Consider the following 18,803-nt stretch of genomic DNA (forward strand, 5'->3'; position numbering starts at 1 on the left):
GATATTAATTATTCGTAATAGTGATAGGACTTCCTTCTGTTAAATAAGCACTGCCGGAGATGATCAGTGAACCTGCATTCTCCAATCCTTTGCTGATAATCACATGATCTTTTTCCATACCGGCGATAGTAACTGTTACCTTATGCGCTGTTTTATTATCGGTGGTAACAAATACATATCCTGTATTGCCATCGCCTTCCAGCAGCGCATCATAAGGAATGTCCCATGGGCCGTTACCTTCTGTGGCAGCAGGAACAACAGGTGTGATCTTCGCCTTGCCGAACATGCCAAAAGCAATGGCAGCAGGTTTTTCGCCCATCAGTTTAATGTCTGCTGTAAAGGAGTTATTAGCCGCATTGATACCTTCTGATTTGCGGGAGATAACACCATTAAATGTTTTACCGGGAATAGATTCCACTTCAACCTGTGCTTTATCCTGTATCCTGATGGCGGCCCATTCTTTGTTACTCACGGGTACGCGCAGTAACCAGTTGCCGGATTGAGCACCATTGGTTTCAAACACGGCAGTGCCGGGTTGCACCATTTGTCCTTCGCTGGCCAGTTTGCGTAATACAAAACCATTTGCCTGTGCCCTGATCTGAGAATGACTGCGGTTGAACTGTGCGCTTTTCAATTGTTCCTGTGCAATGTCTACAGCCGTTTGAGTGTTCTGTAACTGTTCCAGTGTAGCAACACTGTCTTTGTAAAGATTCTGTATACGCTGATGATCACGTACTGACTTATCATAGGAAAGCTGTGCCTGTTGTACCTGTGCATCAATCTCAGTAGGGTTGAGGGTAGCCAGTAACTGTCCCTGTTTAATGGCATCCCCTTCTTTTACGAGCAGGCTTTGTATGATCCCTCCGGTTTTAAAAGAAAGCATTACTTCATCATCAGTGGTAAATTGTCCTGATACATTGATCAGGCTGATAGCAGCTATCTGACCATTCAGCGGCAATAGTTTCACCGGTATTTTATCCGTTTCTTTTTTCTGTTCTGCTGATGTTTTTTCTCCGCATGAAACTGCAAAAGAGGAGAGGAGCGCCAGTAAGGCAATAACATGTAATGTTTTCATGTTTCAGTATTTTAAAGAGTTTATAGTTTATAGGTAGCTTGTGTTCTTTCAATTTCTGCGAGGGCAGTCTGCACCTGTGCAAAAGCAACGGAGAGCTGGAGTCTGGCGCTGGTCAGCTGGTTCTGTGCATCGAGTAATTCGATGTAGAGGAGTTGTCCTGCTTTGTATACTTTCAGCTGATCGTTGTAATATTTTTCAGAGAATTGTAACTGCGTTTGTGCGTTGGTGAAACTGGCAGCAGCGGTATGGTAATTATTCTGTGCGGTATTGACTTCCAGTTGTAATGCATTGTTGGTTTCATTGTAAGAAGCCTGTATCACCTGTATATCTGATGCCGCCTGTTTTGCCTTGTATTTGCGTTGCCCGCCGGCGAAGAGGTCCCATTGAAGGTTTACTCCCCACATGTAATAGCGGGATTTATTATCAACATTCCAGTTGTATGCCTGGGAGCCCAGGTCGAGGAATGTGCTGAGTTTAGGAATAAGATAGGAAGAGGATAGTTTGTATTGCAGATCAGCGATCTTTTTCTGTTGGTCCAGCTGAAGCAGTTCTTCACGGGAGCTGATAGAACTACCTGCTTCAAGAGAACCTTTCGCTTCAGAAATACCTGCTAACGCAGGGGTAAAAACAGTACTATCCAGGGTAATGGGAGTCATAAAAGGCTGATTAAGCAGGAAATTAAAATACGCCTGTGCATTCTGCTGTTTGTTCTGAGCTTCTGTAATAGAAGTCTCGATCTTTTGCTGTTCCGCCTGAGCACGTGTCAGAGAAGTATTATTACGCACCCCATTATCAAGGAAACTCTTATTCACCCTGATATTTTCCTGTACCTGTGCTAATGCAGTATTGTAAATCTCCACAGCTTTAACTGCCTGATAATACTGATAATAAGCAGTTTTGATATCCTTTACGAGAGAGCGTTTGTAAACATTGACAGTCGCCTGTTGCAAAGTGATAGCTTCTTTACGGATCTTTTGTGCATACCATATTTCCGTGTTAATCAAAGGAAGAGATGTGCGCACATGTAAATCGTAGTAGTTATCGGGGTTCAGTAAAACCGACTGGTTAGGCAATTGCGGAAATTTCTGACTGTTCGTCAGCGTATTCAATGTGCTATACACCGAATTCAACATATCCCCGACAGGAATATCGATGGTACGCCCACCACCCGCTTTGGTATAAGACCCTGCCACGCCCACCTGCGGATAAAAGAGCGCTTTCGCTTCCTTTAGGGCTAAAAGAGACTTTTCCAGCTGGAAATTACGCTGCTGCAAACCCTGATTATGCTCAAAAGCTTCTTTTATGTACCTGTCGAGTACATTTTCCTGCCCCAAAGCCGCCATAGCAGAGCTAATCAGCAGTAGCATTGTGAACGATAGTTTGTTGATGATGTTTGTTGACATAATGAACACTGTTTATTAATGGCGTTAAAAAAAAGACACATTGAGTGTCAGTTGTTTAAGATGTATAGTTGATGAAGTCAATTAAGTGGGATGGTACTGTTGATAGCGTCAACTAATTAGTGTTACTATCAACAGTATCAATCATTTATCGTGTAATATTATCAATATATTGATCTACAGCTGCCAGGAGCATATCCTGTAATTTATCTTCTGGTAATTCCAGCATTTTGCAGCGTCCCCTTACATTTAAAGAAACCAGGCCATGTACCATAGCCCAGCTGGACATGGCACCCAGCGTGACATCTTCATATTTCAGTTTGTCCATTCCGGCCTGGATGATATTCACCAGGAACTGGAAAGCACTGGAACCGCTTTTCCATTCTTCATTCTTCTCTGCATTCATAGGAGAGCGGAGGATGAACATGAGGTCATACAGATCCGGGTTACTCATACCAAATTCAACATATAATTTAGCCATTTGCCTCAATTGTTCTATTGGTTCTGCAGCAGTTATGCCTTCTCTGAATACCTCGGCTAATTTCTCAAAAGCTTCTGTCTGTAATCCCCATAACAATTCATCTTTATCTTTATAATAGAGATAAATGGTGGCAGGGCTATATTCTATTTTATCAGCTATATTACGGATGGAAGTTTTTTCATAACCATCTTTCACAAACATATCCATGGCAGCGTCCATAATCAGACGGCGCATCTCAAGTTTTTCACGTTCTTTTCTATCAGTGATGCCCATTGTTATTTTATTTACAATGCAAACTTACTAAACAGTGTTCAGTATTTAAAATATATTTTCTATTTTTACGTCAACATATAAAAAATACCCTATGGAATTGTACACAATACTTGGAGCGGGAGGAGTGATAGCGAATGAGTTAACTAAAGAATTACACGCAAATGGGAAGAAAGTAAGGTTAGTGAGCCGTAAGCCAAAGGCCATTGCCGAAGCTGAAACCATGGCTGCTGATATTACTGACCCTTTACAAACCCGCAGGGCTGTAAGTGGTTCTTCTATGGTATTCCTTTGTGCCGGACTGGCATACAATCATAAAATATGGGAAGTCGCCTGGCCCAAAATCATACAGAATGTTATTCATGCCTGCAGTGAGGCGGGTATCCCCCTCATTTTCTTTGATAATGTGTATATGTATGGACTGGTAGACGGCCCAATGACAGAAGAAACCCCTTATAACCCCCGTAGTAAGAAAGGGGAGATCCGGGCCATGATTGCCAATAAAATCATGGACAGGGTAAAAGAAGGCCGCCTGACCGCCAGCATTGCCCGCGCTGCCGATTTTTACGGCCCCGGAGCAGATACTACCGGTATTATGAACCTGCTGGTAATTGGTAACCTGTCAAAAGGGAAAGCGGCTAACTGGCTGGGTAGTGATCAGTATACCCATAGTTATACCTTCACCCCGGATGCAGGTAAAGCATTGTATTTACTGTCTCAGGACAACAGTACTTTTAACCAGATATGGCATTTACCAACCACTAATCCGGCGCCTAACGGGAAAGAGTATATAGAGATGGTGGCAGGGATCTTAAAAGTAAAACCCCGTTATATGAGACTGACTGGATTGATGATCCGCCTTGCCGGTCTTTTCGATACAACTACCGCGGAATTGCACGAAATGCTTTATCAGAGTAATCATCCTTATATTTTCGACAGTACTAAATTTGATAAGCATTTCAACTTTAAACCAACATCTTATGAAGATGGATTGAGGCAAACCATCGGGAGATAATAAAGGTAGTGACTCAGTTTTATTTTTGGGTGCAGGGCGAAGCCCTGCAAAACCCCTTTAATTTTTTGGTGATGGTGCGAAGCTCCATTACCAAAAAATTGCTCTTTGATAAAAAATATTTGGAAGTATAAATATTCCTGTTTTATATTTGCATCAGTTCTTTAAGATTCTTATCAAGAAAGACGGAGGGAAATGGCCCTGCGAAGTCTTAGCAACCATCCTGCTTTAACAACAGGAAAGGTGCTACATCCACCCGGTATAAAACCCGGGAAAGATAAGTCAGTTAGTTTGATCTATATTATTTCCGATATACGAAAACTCACCTGGCTCCCAGGTGAGTTTTTTTGTTTTATAGACAAATCATCTCTCTCTTAGTCTCTCTGATAAGCTGTTTAACAACAATCCTTCATCAAACTAAAAAACAAAAAAGAGATGAGTACAATTACGCAATTAATCCATTCCATTCCGGTAGACGAACAGACAGGTGCTATAGCAGTACCCATTTATCAGACCTCTACTTTCGTACAGGAAGCCCCCGGTGTTAACAAAGGCTACGACTACGCACGCACTAATAATCCTACACGTGAAATACTGGAAAAGATAGTAGCACAGCTGGAAGAAGGAGCGACTGGTATTGCTTTTTCAAGCGGACTGGCAGCTATTGATGCGGTGTTAAAACTCCTGAAATCAGGTGATGAAATAGTAGCAGTAGATGATATCTATGGTGGCGCATTTCGCCTGTTCACTAAAGTGTATGAAAAGTTCGGGATCAAAGTAACGTATGTAGATACTTCGGATATACAGGCAGTGTTTAATGCCATTACACCAGCTACCCGTTTGATATGGCTGGAAACGCCTACCAACCCTACTTTGAAGATCTCAGACATTGCTGCGATAGCCAGAATTGCCAAAGCGAGTAAATGCCTGTTTTGTGTAGACAATACTTTTGCTTCTCCTGTGTTACAGCAACCACTGGAACTGGGTGCAGATATCGTGGTACACAGCGCTACCAAATACCTGGGTGGTCACAGTGATCTGATTGCCGGTGTGGTAGTCACCAAAACAGCAGAACTGGGCGCAGAGATCCGCTTTTACCAGAATGCCTGCGGGGCTATCCTGTCGCCGTTCGACAGCTTCCTGCTGATACGTGGTATTGAAACATTACACCTGCGTGTAAGGCAGCATTGTGCCAATGCACAGCAGATAGCTGAATATCTTGAGAACCATCCGCTTGTAGATAAAGTGTATTATCCCGGCCTTTCATCCCACCCCAATCATTTACTGGCTAAACAGCAGGCTAAAGGTTTTGGTGGTATTGTTTCTTTTACCCTTAAAGAGGATACCGAAGAAGCAGCCAAAGCCTTTGTAACGAATACCCGCTATTTTAAACTGGCTGAAAGTCTGGGTGGTATTAAAAGCCTGCTTTGCCATCCGGCCAGCATGACCCACAAATCCATTCCTGATGAGAAACGCAGGGCGGCAGGAGTAGCGGACAGCCTGATACGCCTTTCCGTAGGGCTGGAAGAACCTGCGGATCTGCTGGAAGATCTGCAACAAACATTTAACAAAATAGATCAATTACAGCCCGCAGTTTCTGGTTTATAGTTCGTAGTTTGCAGTTTCAGGGAGACTGCATGCCATAACTATAAATTGTTAACTATGTATAGAAGGGTATTACTTAGTATAATCATTTCCGTTACCTGTTATCAAACTTTTGCACAAACACTTATAAGAGACGTTACGCTCATAGATGGCAGCGGAGATGCTGTACAATTGCATGCTAATCTGCTGATTGCAGGAGACAGCATTGTGTCTATCGGTACTACTCAGATCCCACCGCGTACAAAAGTGATCAGCATGACCGGTAAAACGGTGATGCCACTACTGATAAGCGGGCATGAACACCTGGGATTACTGAAAGGTAATACCTCTTCTGCAGAGAACTACACACGTGAGAATGTAGTGCGTCAGTTACAGCGTTACCTTAACTATGGGGTAGGAACGGTGTTAAGTCTGGGTACAGACCAGCCACTTGTATTCCCCCTGCGCGATTCTTCCCGTCAGGGGTTGATACCGGGAGCCACTTTGCTCACAGCAGGTTATGGCTTTGGCGCAAAGAACGGAGTCCCGCCCGCCGCTTTTGGAACAGAGATACTGCGTCCGGCAACTCCGGCAGAAGCCATCGCGGATGTGCGCAAACTGGCTTTGTTGAAACCGGATTTCCTGAAGTTATGGCTGGACGATGGGGGAGGTACTATGCCTAAAATGGAACCTGCCGTTTATGAAGCGCTGATAAAAGAAGCGCATCAGCAGGGACTAAAAGTAGCCGCACATGTTTATTACCTCGAAGATGCCAAAAGTCTGGTGAATGCAGGTGTAGACCTGCTGGCGCACAGCATCCGCGATAAAGAAGTGGATGCAGCGCTGATTACTGCCATGAAAGAAAAAGGCACATTTTATATTCCAACATTATCACTGGATGAATATGGTTTTATCTATGCAGGGCAACCTGAATGGTTGAATGATCCTTTCTTTATCCGTTCACTGGAACCGGGTGTACTGGAAATGCTTACCAGTGATGCCTACCGTCAGCAACAACAGCAGGATAAAAGCAGAGAGAAGAAAATGAGGGCCTTCATGACGGCCGTAGTTAACCTGCGTAAACTGGACAGTGCGGGTGTAAAAATTGCGATGGGCACAGATGCCGGTGCCTTTCCGGTAAGAGCGCAGGGATTCTCTGAACACCTGGAGCTGCAACTGATGGTAGAAGCAGGTTTGAGCCCTTTGAAAGTAATTAGCTGCGCAACACAGAATAGCGCTGAATTACTGGGTATTAATAAACAGGTGGGTACTTTAACACCAGGTAAAAAAGCAGATTTTATGATCCTGGAAGGAGATCCTTCTCAGGATATTAATAATACGAGGACGATTATAGAAGTTTGGAAAAATGGTAAAAAAGTTGAGCAGAATGATTAGAAACATATTGACGCTATGCCTGCTGATATTTACTGCTTCTTTGCAGGCGCAATCTTTTACGCCTGATGAACAGGTACAGATCCGGAAATCTTTTTACCTGCTGTATGTGCTGGAAAGAAAAAGTGATGTACACAATATTGTAGTAAAAAATACGGTTTTTAATAATGTGGCGCGTGAACGGCAGGCCAGGATCAGTAAGGCTTACAGTACATGTACTGATGTATCCTGTTTAACAGCTGCTTTGTTATGGACACCTGAAGAAATAAAGGAAACAAGTGCGGAGTTTCAACGTTTATCTGTATCTGACAAGGACTTTAAAGCTTTGATAGAACGGTTGAAAGCAGAAGAGCGTTACCCTGTATACAGTGATGATGCCGATACGGCTTTTATCAGGAAAGCATGGCAGGATGTTACAGAGGGCATCAATTTTATTTGCAGAGTATATTTACAGGGAGTACCACCCCGTTATCCAAGGATAGATTCCATCTCTTTCCGTCCTTCAGATCCTGCTTTTTTCCAGTTGGTAAAAACAAACTTAAAGACGGTAGTAACAGCAGGCAAAGGGAATGCTTTTTACAAACAGCCTTTAGCCGCAGCATTAAAAGCGCTGACGATTAACGGACGTGATGAAGCTACCCGTTACGAACCTTTGTATAAAGATAAAAATGCAGCTCCTTTTGCAAAATCGAGGAGAGTGAACTGGAATGCTTTCCGTTACAGTACTATACTGGTACCGGGTGCCGGGCCGGGTGCGGGTGGACGTTCTATAGACAGTATGGGCATGTATCGCTGCAGGCTGGCAGTGGATGAATATAAAAAGGGAGTAGCTCCTTTTATTATTGTTTCCGGCGGGCATGTGCATCCTTACAAAACACCCTATTGTGAGGCGATAGAAATGAAGAAATATATCACCGGCACACTGGGATTACCTGATAGTGCAGTGATTATAGAACCGCATGCAAGACATACCACTACCAATATCAGGAATGCGGAAAGACTGATGTATTTATTCAATATGCCTTCAACAAAACCAGCACTCATTATATCGGATTCTTTTCAGTCACTTGCTATTCAGAATATGGGTATCCGTTTTATGAATGAGCTGGGATGTATTCCTTATCAGAGTCTGGAAAGGGTAAGTGCTACTGAGAATGCTTTTGTACCATCGCCTAAAGCGTGGCAGCAGAATCCTGAAGAGCCGCTGGATCCTTAAGTTTTGCGCCTGTAAACTTTGTCACTAACATTGCCGCTACGGTATCACCGGTAGCATTTAATATAGTAGCCAGCGGGTCTACCAGGGTGCCTATGATCATAACCGCCGGTAAGGCAGCTACAGGGAATCCATAAACAGATATCACCAGTAATTCTCCGATATAACCACCATTGGGGATCCCACCTTCCACTATACTCACTAATACTGTAATGCCCATTGCCAGCAGGATAGTATCTATGCCGCTGAAATCACGTCCGAACATGGCGAATACCACTCCTATTTTAACGACAGAAGAAATACTGGAACCGTCTTTATGCAAAGTGGCCCCCAAAGGCACTACAACGTTGTTAATATGGTCCGGTACACCCATTTTAACCGCGGCATCCAGGTTAGCCGGGATAGTAGCAATGCTGCTGCAGGAACCCAGGGCTGTGAAGGTGGGTATCACGTTATATTTCCAGTAGGTCCTGATACCTTTTACACCGCCCGCCACAAAGGCGTATACACTGAACATCACTATAAAATAAAAGATACCAAACCCATAATAAACAGCCATGGAACTGGCGTAGGTGCCAAAGAGCTGTGGCCCCAGTGTACCTACCTGGTAGGCAAAATAAGCGCCTAACCCGATGGGTGCCAGGTACATAATGAGTATCAGCAGGTGTTTCATTACCTCATTCCCTGATACCAGGAACCGGCGGAATGGCTCGCCTGCCTTACCGGATTTTAAAGCTGCAAAACCTATCAGGGTAGAGAATATGATAAAGGGCAGCATGTTCTTCCTGGATAATAATTCGAAGAACTCGCCCGTAGTAAGTAGTTTGGTCACCTGGTCCCCGAAATTGCCCACGTTTGTATCTGCTATAAAACCAGCGGCGTCTGTGGTAACAGCCTTTAGCGGAAAGATGCGGATAGTGACGATCGTTAAAAAGGCAGAGATGAGTATTGTACTGAGGAAAACGGCTCCCATTACAGAGAGTATCTTTCCCAGTTTCTGCCCGGGATCTACATTGGCGATAGCCGAGGCAATACTAAAGAATACCAGGGGGATAATCGCTGTAAATAAGATGTTCAGGAAGATATCACCTATGGGTTTAATTACCTCGATACTTTTTCCGAATATCAGTCCCAGTATACTTCCGGCTATGATACCACCCAATAAAAGCAGTATGCCGCTATAGTTTTTTAGTAGTGTTCGCATTATACTGTAATATACATGAAAAAGTACACGTGATACCTATATCTGTCCATTTAATTGTTGCACCATATATTGCTATATTTGTGTTATGAACAGGAAGGACTTTCTGGCTGCTTTAGCCATTTTACCTGTAGGAGGAAAAGTTATGCAACTACAAGAATTGGGGAATATTACCCGGGATTTTAAGAGTACGGCTACTATGCCGGCTATGTTCATCGGGCATGGTAGCCCTATGAATGCACTGGAGGATAACGCATTTACCCGCCGGCTGACAGCCATGGGACAATCCGTGAAAGAGCAGCCGCGTGCTATACTGGTTGTGTCTGCACACTGGCTGACGAGAGGTACACATGTACTGGTATCGGCTAAACCAGTAACGATACATGACTTTGGCGGGTTCCCGCAGGCATTGCATGATATGCAGTATCCTGCACCGGGGGCGCCGGACCTTGCCAGGGAAACGGCCGCACTGATTACCAGCACCCATGTGGTAGAGGATGATCAGTGGGGACTGGACCATGGTACATGGACCGTGTTACGTCATATGTATCCGGAAGCGAACATACCGGTATATCAGCTGAGTATTGATTACAGCAAACCGCCTGAATATCACTTTAAGCTGGCGCAGGAACTAAAAGCATTGCGTAAGAAAGGGGTGTTGATTCTGGGGAGTGGTAACATCGTGCATAACCTGCGCAATATCGATTTCTCAGCAACGGCAAAACCGTTCGACTGGGCCGTGGAATTTGATGAAACGGTGAAAACAAAGATCGAACAGCGTAAGTTTGAAGACCTGATGCATTACCAGCACCTGGGAAAAGCCGCGATGATGTCTGTACCAACTAACGATCATTACCTGCCGATTTTTTACAGTCTGGGTTTAGCAGAGAAAGACGAGCAGATCAATTTCACATACGAAGAAATACAGGCTGGCAGCATCAGTATGCGCTGTTTCCAGATAGGAGAGTAGTACCTTATTGTAATGGCCAGACGGGTGAATCCCGTCTGGCCATTTTTTTTACCTGTAATTTAATTGTAGAATTGACATTTATCATTATATTGCGAGCAGCGGGAGAGGCTATATTCGTCGTAACGTTATGAGAAACAGCGCAATGATATTGCGGATCGATTGTTCCACTTACATGAATGAAATCATCTTAACATTTTTATAACTTTTTGTATGGCTGCATGCATTCTATTGGTAATTTTTGCCGCATGTGGCTAATTCAATAACGTGAACTATAAATCAGCGGAGGTCGAATTCATTCGACCTTCTTCATTTGTACTTGTCCGGCAACGATAAGTACTTCTCCTGTTAATGGCGTTATTTTAGCCGGGATAGTATCTGTCATACGCATCTGCCCCATCATTGGTTCCCCGGTTGTTTTAGGGCTGCAGGAAGCCATTCCGAATACAATCACAATCACCGCTGCTATCTTTTTAAACAGGGGCAGGCTGGAATAAAACACCTGCAAAATGGTATCTTCTACGGGTACATCCAGCTGAGTGGCGTTAAAACGTCCGCATACTTTCTGTGTTGCATTCGCATATAAATAGGCAGCAATAGCCGGTGTATCCCAGTCTGTAAAGTCTACAACTGTTTTACTGCACTGGAGGCAATGGCGTCCCTGGTCTGCCGGTAACATGTTATTCCAGTTTTCATGACAGGGGGTAGGAATGTGAATGAATGTTTCCATATTATAGGTTTTGTAGCAGGATGCAGAAATTCCGGAAATTCCATATTAGCTTTGCAGGATTATGAAAAAGGCTTTTATTTTCGACATGAACGGCACCATGATAGATGATATGGAATATCATGTACATGGCTGGTACAACATCCTGAACGACGATCTGAAGGCCGGACTGAGCCGGGAAGCTGTGAAAAAGGAAATGTACGGCAAGAACCAGGAAGTACTGGTAAGGATCTTTGGACAGGATAGGTTTACAGATGAAGAAATGGATACCCTGGCCCTGGAAAAGGAAAGGCGTTACCAGGAGGCTTACCGCCCGCACCTGGAGCTGATAGCCGGACTGAAAGAGTTCCTGGATATGGCCGCAGAGCAGGGTATTGCGATGGGCATAGGTACTGCCGCTATCCCTTTTAATGTGGATTTTGCACTAGATAACCTGCATGTACGGGATTATTTCCAGACTATCATCACTGCTGATGATGTAGTGAAAAGCAAACCGGACCCTGAAGTATTCCTGAAAGCGGCTGCTGAACTGGGGGCTGTTCCGGCAGATTGTATCGTGTTCGAAGATGCGCCCAAAGGCGTGGAAGCGGCTGCCAATGCAGGTATGAAAGCGGTTGTTATCACCACTATGCATACGCGTGAAGAGTTTGCGGGATATGATAATATCATCGCTTTTGTTGCTGATTATACGGCCATCACTCCCGGGCAGTTATTCTGATGGCAGATTTTAGCCACTGTACACCGGATATTACCATTTTTGTACATAATTGTTGTGGAGACATTTATTTTTCTATATTGTGAGGAAATAAACAGTCCGGGTAAATACTGGCAATATCACCGGGGAGTTTTATATTAGCAGAATTAAACACCAGGAAAGTATGACACGTTATTCCCGGCAAACCCGGATGCTGGTAGCTGTAGACTGTATTATTTTCGGTTTTGACGGACAGGATCTTAAGTTATTATTGATAAAGCGTGGCTTTGATCCTGAAAAAGGTAAATGGAGCCTGATGGGTGGTTTTGTACAACCGGAAGAAGCACTGGATGCAGCTGCTGTCCGTACGCTGAACAAACTGACAGGGCTGGATGGGGTATATATGGAGCAGTTAGCTGCCTTTGGTACCCCTCAGCGCGACCCGATGGAAAGGACCTTATCCGTAGCTTACTTTGCACTGATAGATATCAATCTGTATAAGCAGCAACTGTCGGATGAATACAAAGCGGAATGGTTCTCTCTGAGAGATATCCCCAAGCTGATATTCGATCATGCTGATATGGTACATGAGGCACAGGCACGGTTACGTTATAAGGCAGCTATCCACCCGATATTGTTCGAGCTGTTACCACCCAAGTTTACGATTCCCCAGTTACAGATCCTGTTTGAAGCAGTATATGATGCGGGATTTGATAAACGGAATTTCAGCAGAAAGGTATTATCCACCGGTCTACTGGTGAAACAGAAAGAGAAAGAAAGAGCGTCTTCTAAAAGAGGGGCGTTTTATTATAAACTGGATAAGAGGAAGTACAGTGCAAAGTTCCATGCTTTCCTGAACTTTGTTTCTGATCCGGGAAATTTAAGATAGGGTAGAGACCCGGTTTGATTTTTGGGTGCAGGGCGAAGCCCTGCAAAATCTCTTTAATTTTTTTGTGATGGTGCGAAGCATCATTACAAAAAAATTGGTCTTTGATCAAAATGTCTCAAACTGAATAACTATTCTAAATTATATAAGCCGGATAAGAAAAAGTTTCATACTTTGTTGCTGATTCAGGAATTTAAAATATTCTGATATAACAAAAAGTGTTAAATCAGAAACGTCCTTCAGAGGGCGTTTTTTTTACTCTGTTTTTATAATTGTCGATTTGACATGTAATTATTAACCACTAAATACCTTTGAGATGATCCCTGCCGCCAGGCCGGGGCTCTGCAAAGAGGTCGTACGTTATGGAGAATTCATTTGTAATAGGTGTAGACTTTGGCACCGATTCAGTACGCTCGCTGGTAGTGAATGTGACTACAGGAGAAGAAGTTGGTAGCGCGGTACATTACTACCCGCGCTGGCAGAAAGGAAAGTATTGCGATCCATCCTCACAGCAATACAGGCAACATCCCTTAGATTATCTGGAAGGACTGGAACACAGTATCCGTGAGGCTTTGAAACAATGCCCCGCTGGTACCGCCGCTAAGGTAAAAGGTATTTCAGTAGATACGACCGGCTCTACGCCCGGTCCCGTAAATGAAGAAGGGATGCCCCTGGCATTACTGCCGGAATTTGAGCATAATCCCAATGCCATGTTTGTATTATGGAAAGACCATACCGCAAACGAAGAAGCTGCACTCATCAATGAAATAGCACATAGTAAAGGCACAGACTACACCCAGTATTGTGGTGGTATTTACAGCAGTGAATGGTTCTGGGCCAAGATCCTCCATGTGATCAAAGAAGATGCACCTGTAAGGGCTAAAGCTGCTGCCTGGGTAGAACATTGCGACTGGATACCCGCTGTCCTCACCGGCAACAACAGCCTGAACACTTTATTACGCAGCCGTTGCGCCGCAGGTCATAAAGCCATGTGGCATGCTTCCTGGGGTGGACTTCCTCCGGCAGAGTTCTTACAACAGCTGCATCCTTTTCTTGCCCGGTATGTTAATATGTATACAGACACTGTAGACGCTACCGTTTCTGCTGGCATCATCACCGCAGAATGGGCAGCTAAACTGGGGCTGCCAACAGACGTAGTGATAGGCACAGGCGCTTTCGATGCACATATGGGAGCCGTTGGCGGTGGTATCAAACCTTACTCTTTATGTAAAGTGATAGGCACCAGCACCTGCGATATCCTGGTTGCACCAATAGAAGAAGTAGGACACCTGCTGGTGAAAGGTATCTGCGGACAGGTTGATGGTTCCGTAGTTCCTGATACACTCGGTATGGAAGCCGGACAATCCGCCTATGGCGATGTATTTGCCTGGTTACGCCGTCTCATCATGGGCCCCGTTTACGCTTTATTAAATGAAGCGGACGCACAGAAAATGGAGAGTAAACTGCTGGCCCATTTATCAGAACAGGCACAGCAACTGCCTTTAAAGAAAGACGATCCGCTGGCGTTGGACTGGTTTAACGGCCGCCGTACACCAGATGCAAACCATACCCTGAAAAGTACCGTTACAGGCTTACACCTGGGCGTAGATGCTGCTCAGTTGTTCAAAGCGCTGGTAGAGGCCACTGCCTTCGGTGCGCAAAGCATCGCAGAACGTTTTGTACAGGAAGGCGTACCTATTCACGAAGTGATTGCACTGGGTGGTGTGGCCAAGAAATCAGGTTATGCTATGCAGGTACTGGCCGATGTGATGAACCGTCCTATTAAGATAGTTAACAGCGAAAACGCCTGCGCACTGGGTGCTGCCATGTTTGCCGCTGTTGCTGCAGGATTATACCCAACCATCGGTGCTGCGCAGGAAGCCATGTCTTCCGGCTTTGAAACCGTATGGGAACCAAGAGCACAACATGTTCCTTACTATGCAGAACGCTATCGTAAATTCCAGGAACTGGGTGCCTTCACAGAAAAATTTAACGCATGAGCTATCAATCCATAAAAGAAGCAGCGTACGAAGCCAATATGCAGTTGCCTGCACTGGGTCTGGTATTGTTCACTTTTGGCAATGTCAGCGTGGTTGACCGCAAGGCAGGTGTGTTTGCCATTAAACCAAGCGGTGTTCCCTACACACAATTATCACCGGATAAAATGGTGATCGTTGACTTCGACGGGCAAACAGTGGAAGGCGCTTTACGCCCTTCTTCAGATACCAAAACACATGCAGTGTTATACAAACACTGGGAACATATCGGGGGTATCGTGCATACGCACTCTACCTATGCTACCGCCTGGGCTCAGGCTCAGCGCGATATTCCTGTCTATGGTACTACACATGCAGACCATCTTACCGTAGATGTTCCCTGTGCGGCTCCTATGAGCGATGAAATGATCAAAGGGAATTATGAGCATGAAACAGGATTCCAGATCATGAATTGTCTGAAGGAAAGATCGCTGTCATATGAGGACGTTGAAATGATCCTCGTTGGCAACCACGCGCCTTTTACCTGGGGCAAAACAGCTGATAAAGCAGTATATAATGCAGCCGTAGTGGAAGAAGTGGCAAGGATGGCTTACCTCACGGAAAGTATCCGGGCGGATAGTCCCCGGTTGAAAGAATCTCTGATACGCAAACATTTTGAACGCAAACATGGCCCTGATTCCTATTACGGCCAGTAATCTGAAAAATTCAATAGCATGATACAGTTGAAGCAATTCGAAGCCTGGTTCATTACAGGCAGCCAGCACCTTTATGGAGAAGAAACATTGCAGCAGGTGGATGCACATTCAGCGGCTATAGCCAAATGGCTGGATGCATCTCCGGATATTCCCGTACGCATCGTATTCAAGCCTGTTGTGAAAACACCGGACGAGATCTATCGCATTTGTCAGGAGGCTAATAACGCTCCCAATTGTATTGGGATCATTGCATGGATGCATACTTTTTCTCCTGCTAAAATGTGGATTGGCGGACTGAAAGTATTACAACGCCCACTGCTTCACCTGCACACACAGTTTAACCGGGATATTCCATGGGGAGAAATTGATATGGACTTCATGAACCTGAACCAGTCGGCCCATGGCGACCGTGAATTCGGTTTTATGATGTCCCGTATGCGCATGAACAGGAAGGTAGTTGCTGGTCACTGGCAGGACCCTGAAGTAGTTGGTGAACTGAATACCTGGCTGCGTGCTGCGGCTGGCTGGCACGACTGGCAAGGTGGGAAATTCGCCCGCCTGGGAGATAATATGCGCCAGGTAGCTGTGACTGAAGGCGATAAAGTAGAAGCAGAACTGCAGTTCGGCTATTCCGTAAATGGTTACGGTATAGGTGACCTCGTAAAATACATCAAAGAAGTAAGTGATGCTTCCGTAGGTACGCTGGTACAGGAATACGAACAAAGTTATTCGGTAGGAGCATCCCTTCGTAAAGGGGCTGCACAGCATGCTTCATTAAGAGAAGCTGCACGCATAGAACTCGGTTTGCGTGCATTCCTGGAAGCAGGCAATTTCAAAGGGTTTACAGATACGTTTGAAGACCTTCATGGCCTGGAACAATTACCTGGTATTGCGGTGCAACGCCTGATGGCAGATGGTTACGGCTTTGGCGGAGAAGGCGACTGGAAAACAGCAGCGCTGGTGCGGGCTATGAAAGTAATGGGTAGCGGTCTGCCAGGTGGTAACTCCTTCATGGAAGATTACACCTATCATTTTGATCCATCCAACCGTTTAGTACTGGGAGCGCATATGCTGGAGATCTGTTCTTCCATTGCAACCGGTAAACCTACCTGCGAGATCCATCCGCTGGGTATTGGAGGAAAAGCAGACCCTGTGCGCCTGGTGTTCAACGTGGCCGCAGGACCGGCTATAAATGCCTCTGTAATTGATATGGGTAACCGCTTCCGTTTACTGGTAAATGAAGTAGAAGCCGTAGAACCGCAGCATGAATTGCCTAAGTTGCCCGTAGCACGTGTGTTATGGAAACCTATGCCTGACATGCGTACCGGTTGTGCAGCCTGGATTCAGGCGGGTGGTGCACACCATACCTGTTACAGCCAGAATTTAAATACTGCACACATGCAGGATTTTGCTGACATGGCGGGTATTGAATACGTGCGTATCGCTAAGGATACTGAGCTATATCAGTTCCGCAATGAGTTACGCTGGAATGAAGCTTTTTACCTGTTAAAGGGACTGAAATAATAAAAAGGCCGGAATCTGATTCCGGCCTTTTTACTTATAATGTGTGCCAGTTCCGCACCAGTTCATCTACCAGGGATTGCCCGGCAGACCATTCTCCCAGATTGGAATCTGCATTAATATGACCTTTGTTTCCTGCATTTACAAAACGGCTGCCCCATGCATTGGCGAAGTCAATCGCCCTTTCCGGACTGGCAAATTCATCATTGGTACTGGAAACGACGATACTTTTAAAAGGCAGTGGAGCCAGCGGTATAGGAGCAAACCCCGATGCTGCTTTTGGAAAAGTCTGTCTTTCTGTGTCAGCAGGAGCCACCAGTAAAGCCCCTCTTATTTTTAATTTTGTTTGTTGTGCCCATTGGGCCAGCGCGATACAACCTAAGCTATGGGCAACGATCACTACATCGGGTCCGGCTTCAGCCACTGCTGTTTCTATTGTATGTACCCAGTCACTCATCACCGGCTCATCCCAGTTTTGCTGCTCGATACGTTTGTAACCTGGCATCTTTTCCCATACACTTTGCCAGTGTTGCGGCCCGGAACCATATAAACCGGGAGCGGTCAGAACATTAATTTCCATAGTAAGAAAAACTTTAAGGCATACTTTATCGGAGGTAGTTGGCGTATCTAAATTTACGCAAAAAAGAAAAGAAATAAAAATGACACAAACGTTATATGCCCTTCAAACGTAGATTCCTGCGGATCCCATCATATTTGGACCGCTTAAGAGGAGAGTGGCGGAAGATCTTTTTGAACTCCTCTTCTGTCAATGCTTCCCAGTCTTTCGTACTGAAATTAAGTATAGCTGGTATAGGGGTAAATTCAACTGTTTTATTAGGCTTGGAGAACTTGTTCCAGGGACATACATCCTGACAGATATCACATCCGAACATCCAGTTCTCAAAACGATTCTGCATGTTTTCAGGAATCAGCATTTCCTTCAGTTCTATCGTGAAATAGGAAATACAACGACTGCCATCTACTACGCCAGGTTCTACGAGTGCATCCGTAGGACAGGCATCCAGGCAACGGGTGCAGGTACCGCAGTGGTCCCCGACCGGACTGTCATATTCCAGGGCCAGGTCTGTAATAAGTGTGGCAATAAAAAAGAAGGAGCCAGACTGTTTATGGATAAGATTTCCATTTTTGCCCAGCCATCCCAGGCCGCTACGCTGCGCCCAGCTTCTTTCCAGTACAGGCGCAGAATCTACAAAACCACGCCCGTTCACTTCCCCGAATGTTTCCTGCATTCTCAGCAACAGGATCTTTAATTTGGCTTTTATTACCTCATGGTAATCATTCCCATAAGCATATTTGGAGATCTTAGGCGCATCAGGATTTTGTTGCTCTTCCGGATAGTAATTTAATAACAGTGTGATCACCGACTGCGCATTATCCACGAGTTTGCGGGGATCAATACGCTTATCAAAGTTATTCTCCATGTAGTGCATGGAGCCATGCATTCCCTTATTCAGCCAGGTTTCCAGCCTGCGGGCATCATCATCCAGCTGTACGGCACGGGCAATGCCACACTGGTCAAATCCCAGATCAGCCGCCTGTTTCTTAATGAATGCCGTATAGTTTGCCGTTATGTTCATGCGGTGTAAAGTTACTAAAATGAAATGCCGGTATTCTAACTTTTTACATATCTTCATATACACAACTTATACCTTACACTATTTATCTAT

General features: G+C 45.0%; 17 protein-coding genes and 1 riboswitch. Of the genes, 10 read left to right on the top strand and 7 right to left on the bottom strand.

Annotated features, from left to right (window positions below; all coding sequences use genetic code 11):
• Positions 1-4 precede the first annotated feature (4 nt).
• The 3 genes from BMW86_RS31420 to BMW86_RS31430 all read right to left on the bottom strand — a co-directional run bounded on the left by BMW86_RS31420 (position 5) and on the right by BMW86_RS31430 (position 3,229).
• Positions 5-1,075 carry an efflux RND transporter periplasmic adaptor subunit gene (locus BMW86_RS31420; protein ID WP_089787780.1) on the bottom strand — a complete coding sequence of 357 codons (1,071 nt, stop codon included), beginning with the start codon at positions 1,073-1,075 and terminating at the stop codon, positions 5-7.
• Between the two features lie 20 nt (positions 1,076-1,095).
• Positions 1,096-2,478: a TolC family protein gene (locus BMW86_RS31425; protein ID WP_089787782.1), complete on the bottom strand. Its 1,383-nt coding sequence runs from the start codon at positions 2,476-2,478 to the stop codon at positions 1,096-1,098.
• Positions 2,479-2,623: 145 nt separating this feature from the next.
• Positions 2,624-3,229: a TetR/AcrR family transcriptional regulator gene (locus BMW86_RS31430; protein ID WP_089787784.1), complete on the bottom strand. Its 606-nt coding sequence runs from the start codon at positions 3,227-3,229 to the stop codon at positions 2,624-2,626.
• A gap of 91 nt (positions 3,230-3,320) precedes the next feature.
• Between BMW86_RS31430 and BMW86_RS31435 the strand changes: the two genes are divergently transcribed.
• The 4 genes from BMW86_RS31435 (at position 3,321) to BMW86_RS31450 (ending at position 8,430) form a co-directional block, all read left to right on the top strand.
• The gene (locus BMW86_RS31435) at positions 3,321-4,241 is read left to right on the top strand and encodes an NAD-dependent epimerase/dehydratase family protein (RefSeq protein ID WP_089787786.1); all 921 of its coding nucleotides are present in this window, start codon (positions 3,321-3,323) and stop codon (positions 4,239-4,241) included.
• Between the two features lie 167 nt (positions 4,242-4,408).
• Positions 4,409-4,522: riboswitch (SAM riboswitch) on the top strand.
• A gap of 151 nt (positions 4,523-4,673) precedes the next feature.
• Entirely contained in the window at positions 4,674-5,846 is a 1,173-nt protein-coding gene (locus BMW86_RS31440) for a trans-sulfuration enzyme family protein (protein ID WP_089787788.1), read from the top strand.
• A 54-nt stretch (positions 5,847-5,900) separates the two neighbouring features.
• Entirely contained in the window at positions 5,901-7,217 is a 1,317-nt protein-coding gene (locus tag BMW86_RS31445; RefSeq protein WP_089787789.1) for an amidohydrolase family protein, read from the top strand.
• A complete protein-coding gene (locus BMW86_RS31450) occupies positions 7,210-8,430 on the top strand; it encodes a YdcF family protein (RefSeq protein WP_177189459.1) in 1,221 nt (406 codons plus the stop codon). Before BMW86_RS31445 ends, BMW86_RS31450 begins: the two co-directional genes overlap by 8 nt.
• Here the strand turns inward: BMW86_RS31450 and BMW86_RS31455 are convergent.
• Positions 8,387-9,631, bottom strand: coding sequence for a dicarboxylate/amino acid:cation symporter (locus tag BMW86_RS31455; RefSeq protein WP_089787793.1), 1,245 nt, complete (start codon positions 9,629-9,631; stop codon positions 8,387-8,389). The genes BMW86_RS31450 and BMW86_RS31455 overlap by 44 nt on opposite strands.
• Positions 9,632-9,716: 85 nt before the next feature.
• Here BMW86_RS31455 and ygiD point away from each other — a divergent pair, with 85 nt between their 5' ends.
• Positions 9,717-10,598 carry a 4,5-DOPA-extradiol-dioxygenase gene (gene ygiD, locus BMW86_RS31460; protein ID WP_218149271.1) on the top strand — a complete coding sequence of 294 codons (882 nt, stop codon included), beginning with the start codon at positions 9,717-9,719 and terminating at the stop codon, positions 10,596-10,598.
• A 292-nt stretch (positions 10,599-10,890) separates the two neighbouring features.
• Here the strand turns inward: ygiD and BMW86_RS31465 are convergent, their stop codons facing one another.
• Positions 10,891-11,325 (bottom strand): hypothetical protein, encoded by a 435-nt coding sequence (locus tag BMW86_RS31465; protein ID WP_089787795.1) that lies wholly within the window; start codon positions 11,323-11,325, stop codon positions 10,891-10,893.
• A 61-nt stretch (positions 11,326-11,386) separates the two neighbouring features.
• Here BMW86_RS31465 and BMW86_RS31470 point away from each other — a divergent pair, with 61 nt between their 5' ends.
• The 5 genes from BMW86_RS31470 to araA all read left to right on the top strand — a co-directional run bounded on the left by BMW86_RS31470 (position 11,387) and on the right by araA (position 17,118).
• Positions 11,387-12,040, top strand: a complete 654-nt coding sequence (locus BMW86_RS31470; protein WP_089787797.1) for an HAD family hydrolase — start codon at positions 11,387-11,389, stop codon at positions 12,038-12,040.
• Between the two features lie 160 nt (positions 12,041-12,200).
• A complete protein-coding gene (locus tag BMW86_RS31475) occupies positions 12,201-12,905 on the top strand; it encodes an NUDIX hydrolase (protein ID WP_089787800.1) in 705 nt (234 codons plus the stop codon).
• A 359-nt stretch (positions 12,906-13,264) separates the two neighbouring features.
• Entirely contained in the window at positions 13,265-14,902 is a 1,638-nt protein-coding gene (locus BMW86_RS31480) for a ribulokinase (protein ID WP_089787802.1), read from the top strand.
• Positions 14,899-15,594 (top strand): L-ribulose-5-phosphate 4-epimerase, encoded by a 696-nt coding sequence (locus tag BMW86_RS31485; RefSeq protein ID WP_089787805.1) that lies wholly within the window; start codon positions 14,899-14,901, stop codon positions 15,592-15,594. The genes BMW86_RS31480 and BMW86_RS31485 overlap by 4 nt, the downstream gene beginning before the upstream one ends.
• A gap of 18 nt (positions 15,595-15,612) precedes the next feature.
• Positions 15,613-17,118, top strand: coding sequence for an L-arabinose isomerase (araA, locus tag BMW86_RS31490; protein WP_089787808.1), 1,506 nt, complete (start codon positions 15,613-15,615; stop codon positions 17,116-17,118).
• A 34-nt stretch (positions 17,119-17,152) separates the two neighbouring features.
• On the opposite strand, the gene BMW86_RS31495 is transcribed toward araA, so the two are convergent.
• Together BMW86_RS31495 and queG are read right to left on the bottom strand one after the other, a co-directional pair.
• On the bottom strand, positions 17,153-17,695 hold the full coding sequence (locus tag BMW86_RS31495; RefSeq protein WP_089787810.1) for an RBBP9/YdeN family alpha/beta hydrolase: 543 nt from the start codon (positions 17,693-17,695) through the stop codon (positions 17,153-17,155).
• 91 nt (positions 17,696-17,786) lie between these two features.
• The gene (gene queG / locus BMW86_RS31500; RefSeq protein ID WP_089787812.1) at positions 17,787-18,713 is read right to left on the bottom strand and encodes a tRNA epoxyqueuosine(34) reductase QueG; all 927 of its coding nucleotides are present in this window, start codon (positions 18,711-18,713) and stop codon (positions 17,787-17,789) included.
• Between the last annotated feature and the right edge of the window lie 90 nt (positions 18,714-18,803).

The organism is Chitinophaga sp. YR573 (assembly GCF_900110995.1).
In the GTDB taxonomy this organism is placed as follows: domain Bacteria; phylum Bacteroidota; class Bacteroidia; order Chitinophagales; family Chitinophagaceae; genus Chitinophaga.

What these genes read in the sequence shown, in the direction of transcription:
- BMW86_RS31420 (WP_089787780.1), bottom strand. Translation starts at nt 1,075, where the DNA reads ATGAAAACATTACATGTTATTGCCTTACTGGCGCTCCTCTCCTCTTTT.
- BMW86_RS31425 (WP_089787782.1), bottom strand. Translation starts at nt 2,478, where the DNA reads ATGTCAACAAACATCATCAACAAACTATCGTTCACAATGCTACTGCTG.
- BMW86_RS31430 (WP_089787784.1), bottom strand. Translation starts at nt 3,229, where the DNA reads ATGGGCATCACTGATAGAAAAGAACGTGAAAAACTTGAGATGCGCCGT.
- BMW86_RS31435 (WP_089787786.1), top strand. Translation starts at nt 3,321, where the DNA reads ATGGAATTGTACACAATACTTGGAGCGGGAGGAGTGATAGCGAATGAG.
- BMW86_RS31440 (WP_089787788.1), top strand. Translation starts at nt 4,674, where the DNA reads ATGAGTACAATTACGCAATTAATCCATTCCATTCCGGTAGACGAACAG.
- BMW86_RS31445 (WP_089787789.1), top strand. Translation starts at nt 5,901, where the DNA reads ATGTATAGAAGGGTATTACTTAGTATAATCATTTCCGTTACCTGTTAT.
- BMW86_RS31450 (WP_177189459.1), top strand. Translation starts at nt 7,210, where the DNA reads ATGATTAGAAACATATTGACGCTATGCCTGCTGATATTTACTGCTTCT.
- BMW86_RS31455 (WP_089787793.1), bottom strand. Translation starts at nt 9,631, where the DNA reads ATGCGAACACTACTAAAAAACTATAGCGGCATACTGCTTTTATTGGGT.
- ygiD (WP_218149271.1), top strand. Translation starts at nt 9,717, where the DNA reads ATGAACAGGAAGGACTTTCTGGCTGCTTTAGCCATTTTACCTGTAGGA.
- BMW86_RS31465 (WP_089787795.1), bottom strand. Translation starts at nt 11,325, where the DNA reads ATGGAAACATTCATTCACATTCCTACCCCCTGTCATGAAAACTGGAAT.
- BMW86_RS31470 (WP_089787797.1), top strand. Translation starts at nt 11,387, where the DNA reads ATGAAAAAGGCTTTTATTTTCGACATGAACGGCACCATGATAGATGAT.
- BMW86_RS31475 (WP_089787800.1), top strand. Translation starts at nt 12,201, where the DNA reads ATGACACGTTATTCCCGGCAAACCCGGATGCTGGTAGCTGTAGACTGT.
- BMW86_RS31480 (WP_089787802.1), top strand. Translation starts at nt 13,265, where the DNA reads ATGGAGAATTCATTTGTAATAGGTGTAGACTTTGGCACCGATTCAGTA.
- BMW86_RS31485 (WP_089787805.1), top strand. Translation starts at nt 14,899, where the DNA reads ATGAGCTATCAATCCATAAAAGAAGCAGCGTACGAAGCCAATATGCAG.
- araA (WP_089787808.1), top strand. Translation starts at nt 15,613, where the DNA reads ATGATACAGTTGAAGCAATTCGAAGCCTGGTTCATTACAGGCAGCCAG.
- BMW86_RS31495 (WP_089787810.1), bottom strand. Translation starts at nt 17,695, where the DNA reads ATGGAAATTAATGTTCTGACCGCTCCCGGTTTATATGGTTCCGGGCCG.
- queG (WP_089787812.1), bottom strand. Translation starts at nt 18,713, where the DNA reads ATGAACATAACGGCAAACTATACGGCATTCATTAAGAAACAGGCGGCT.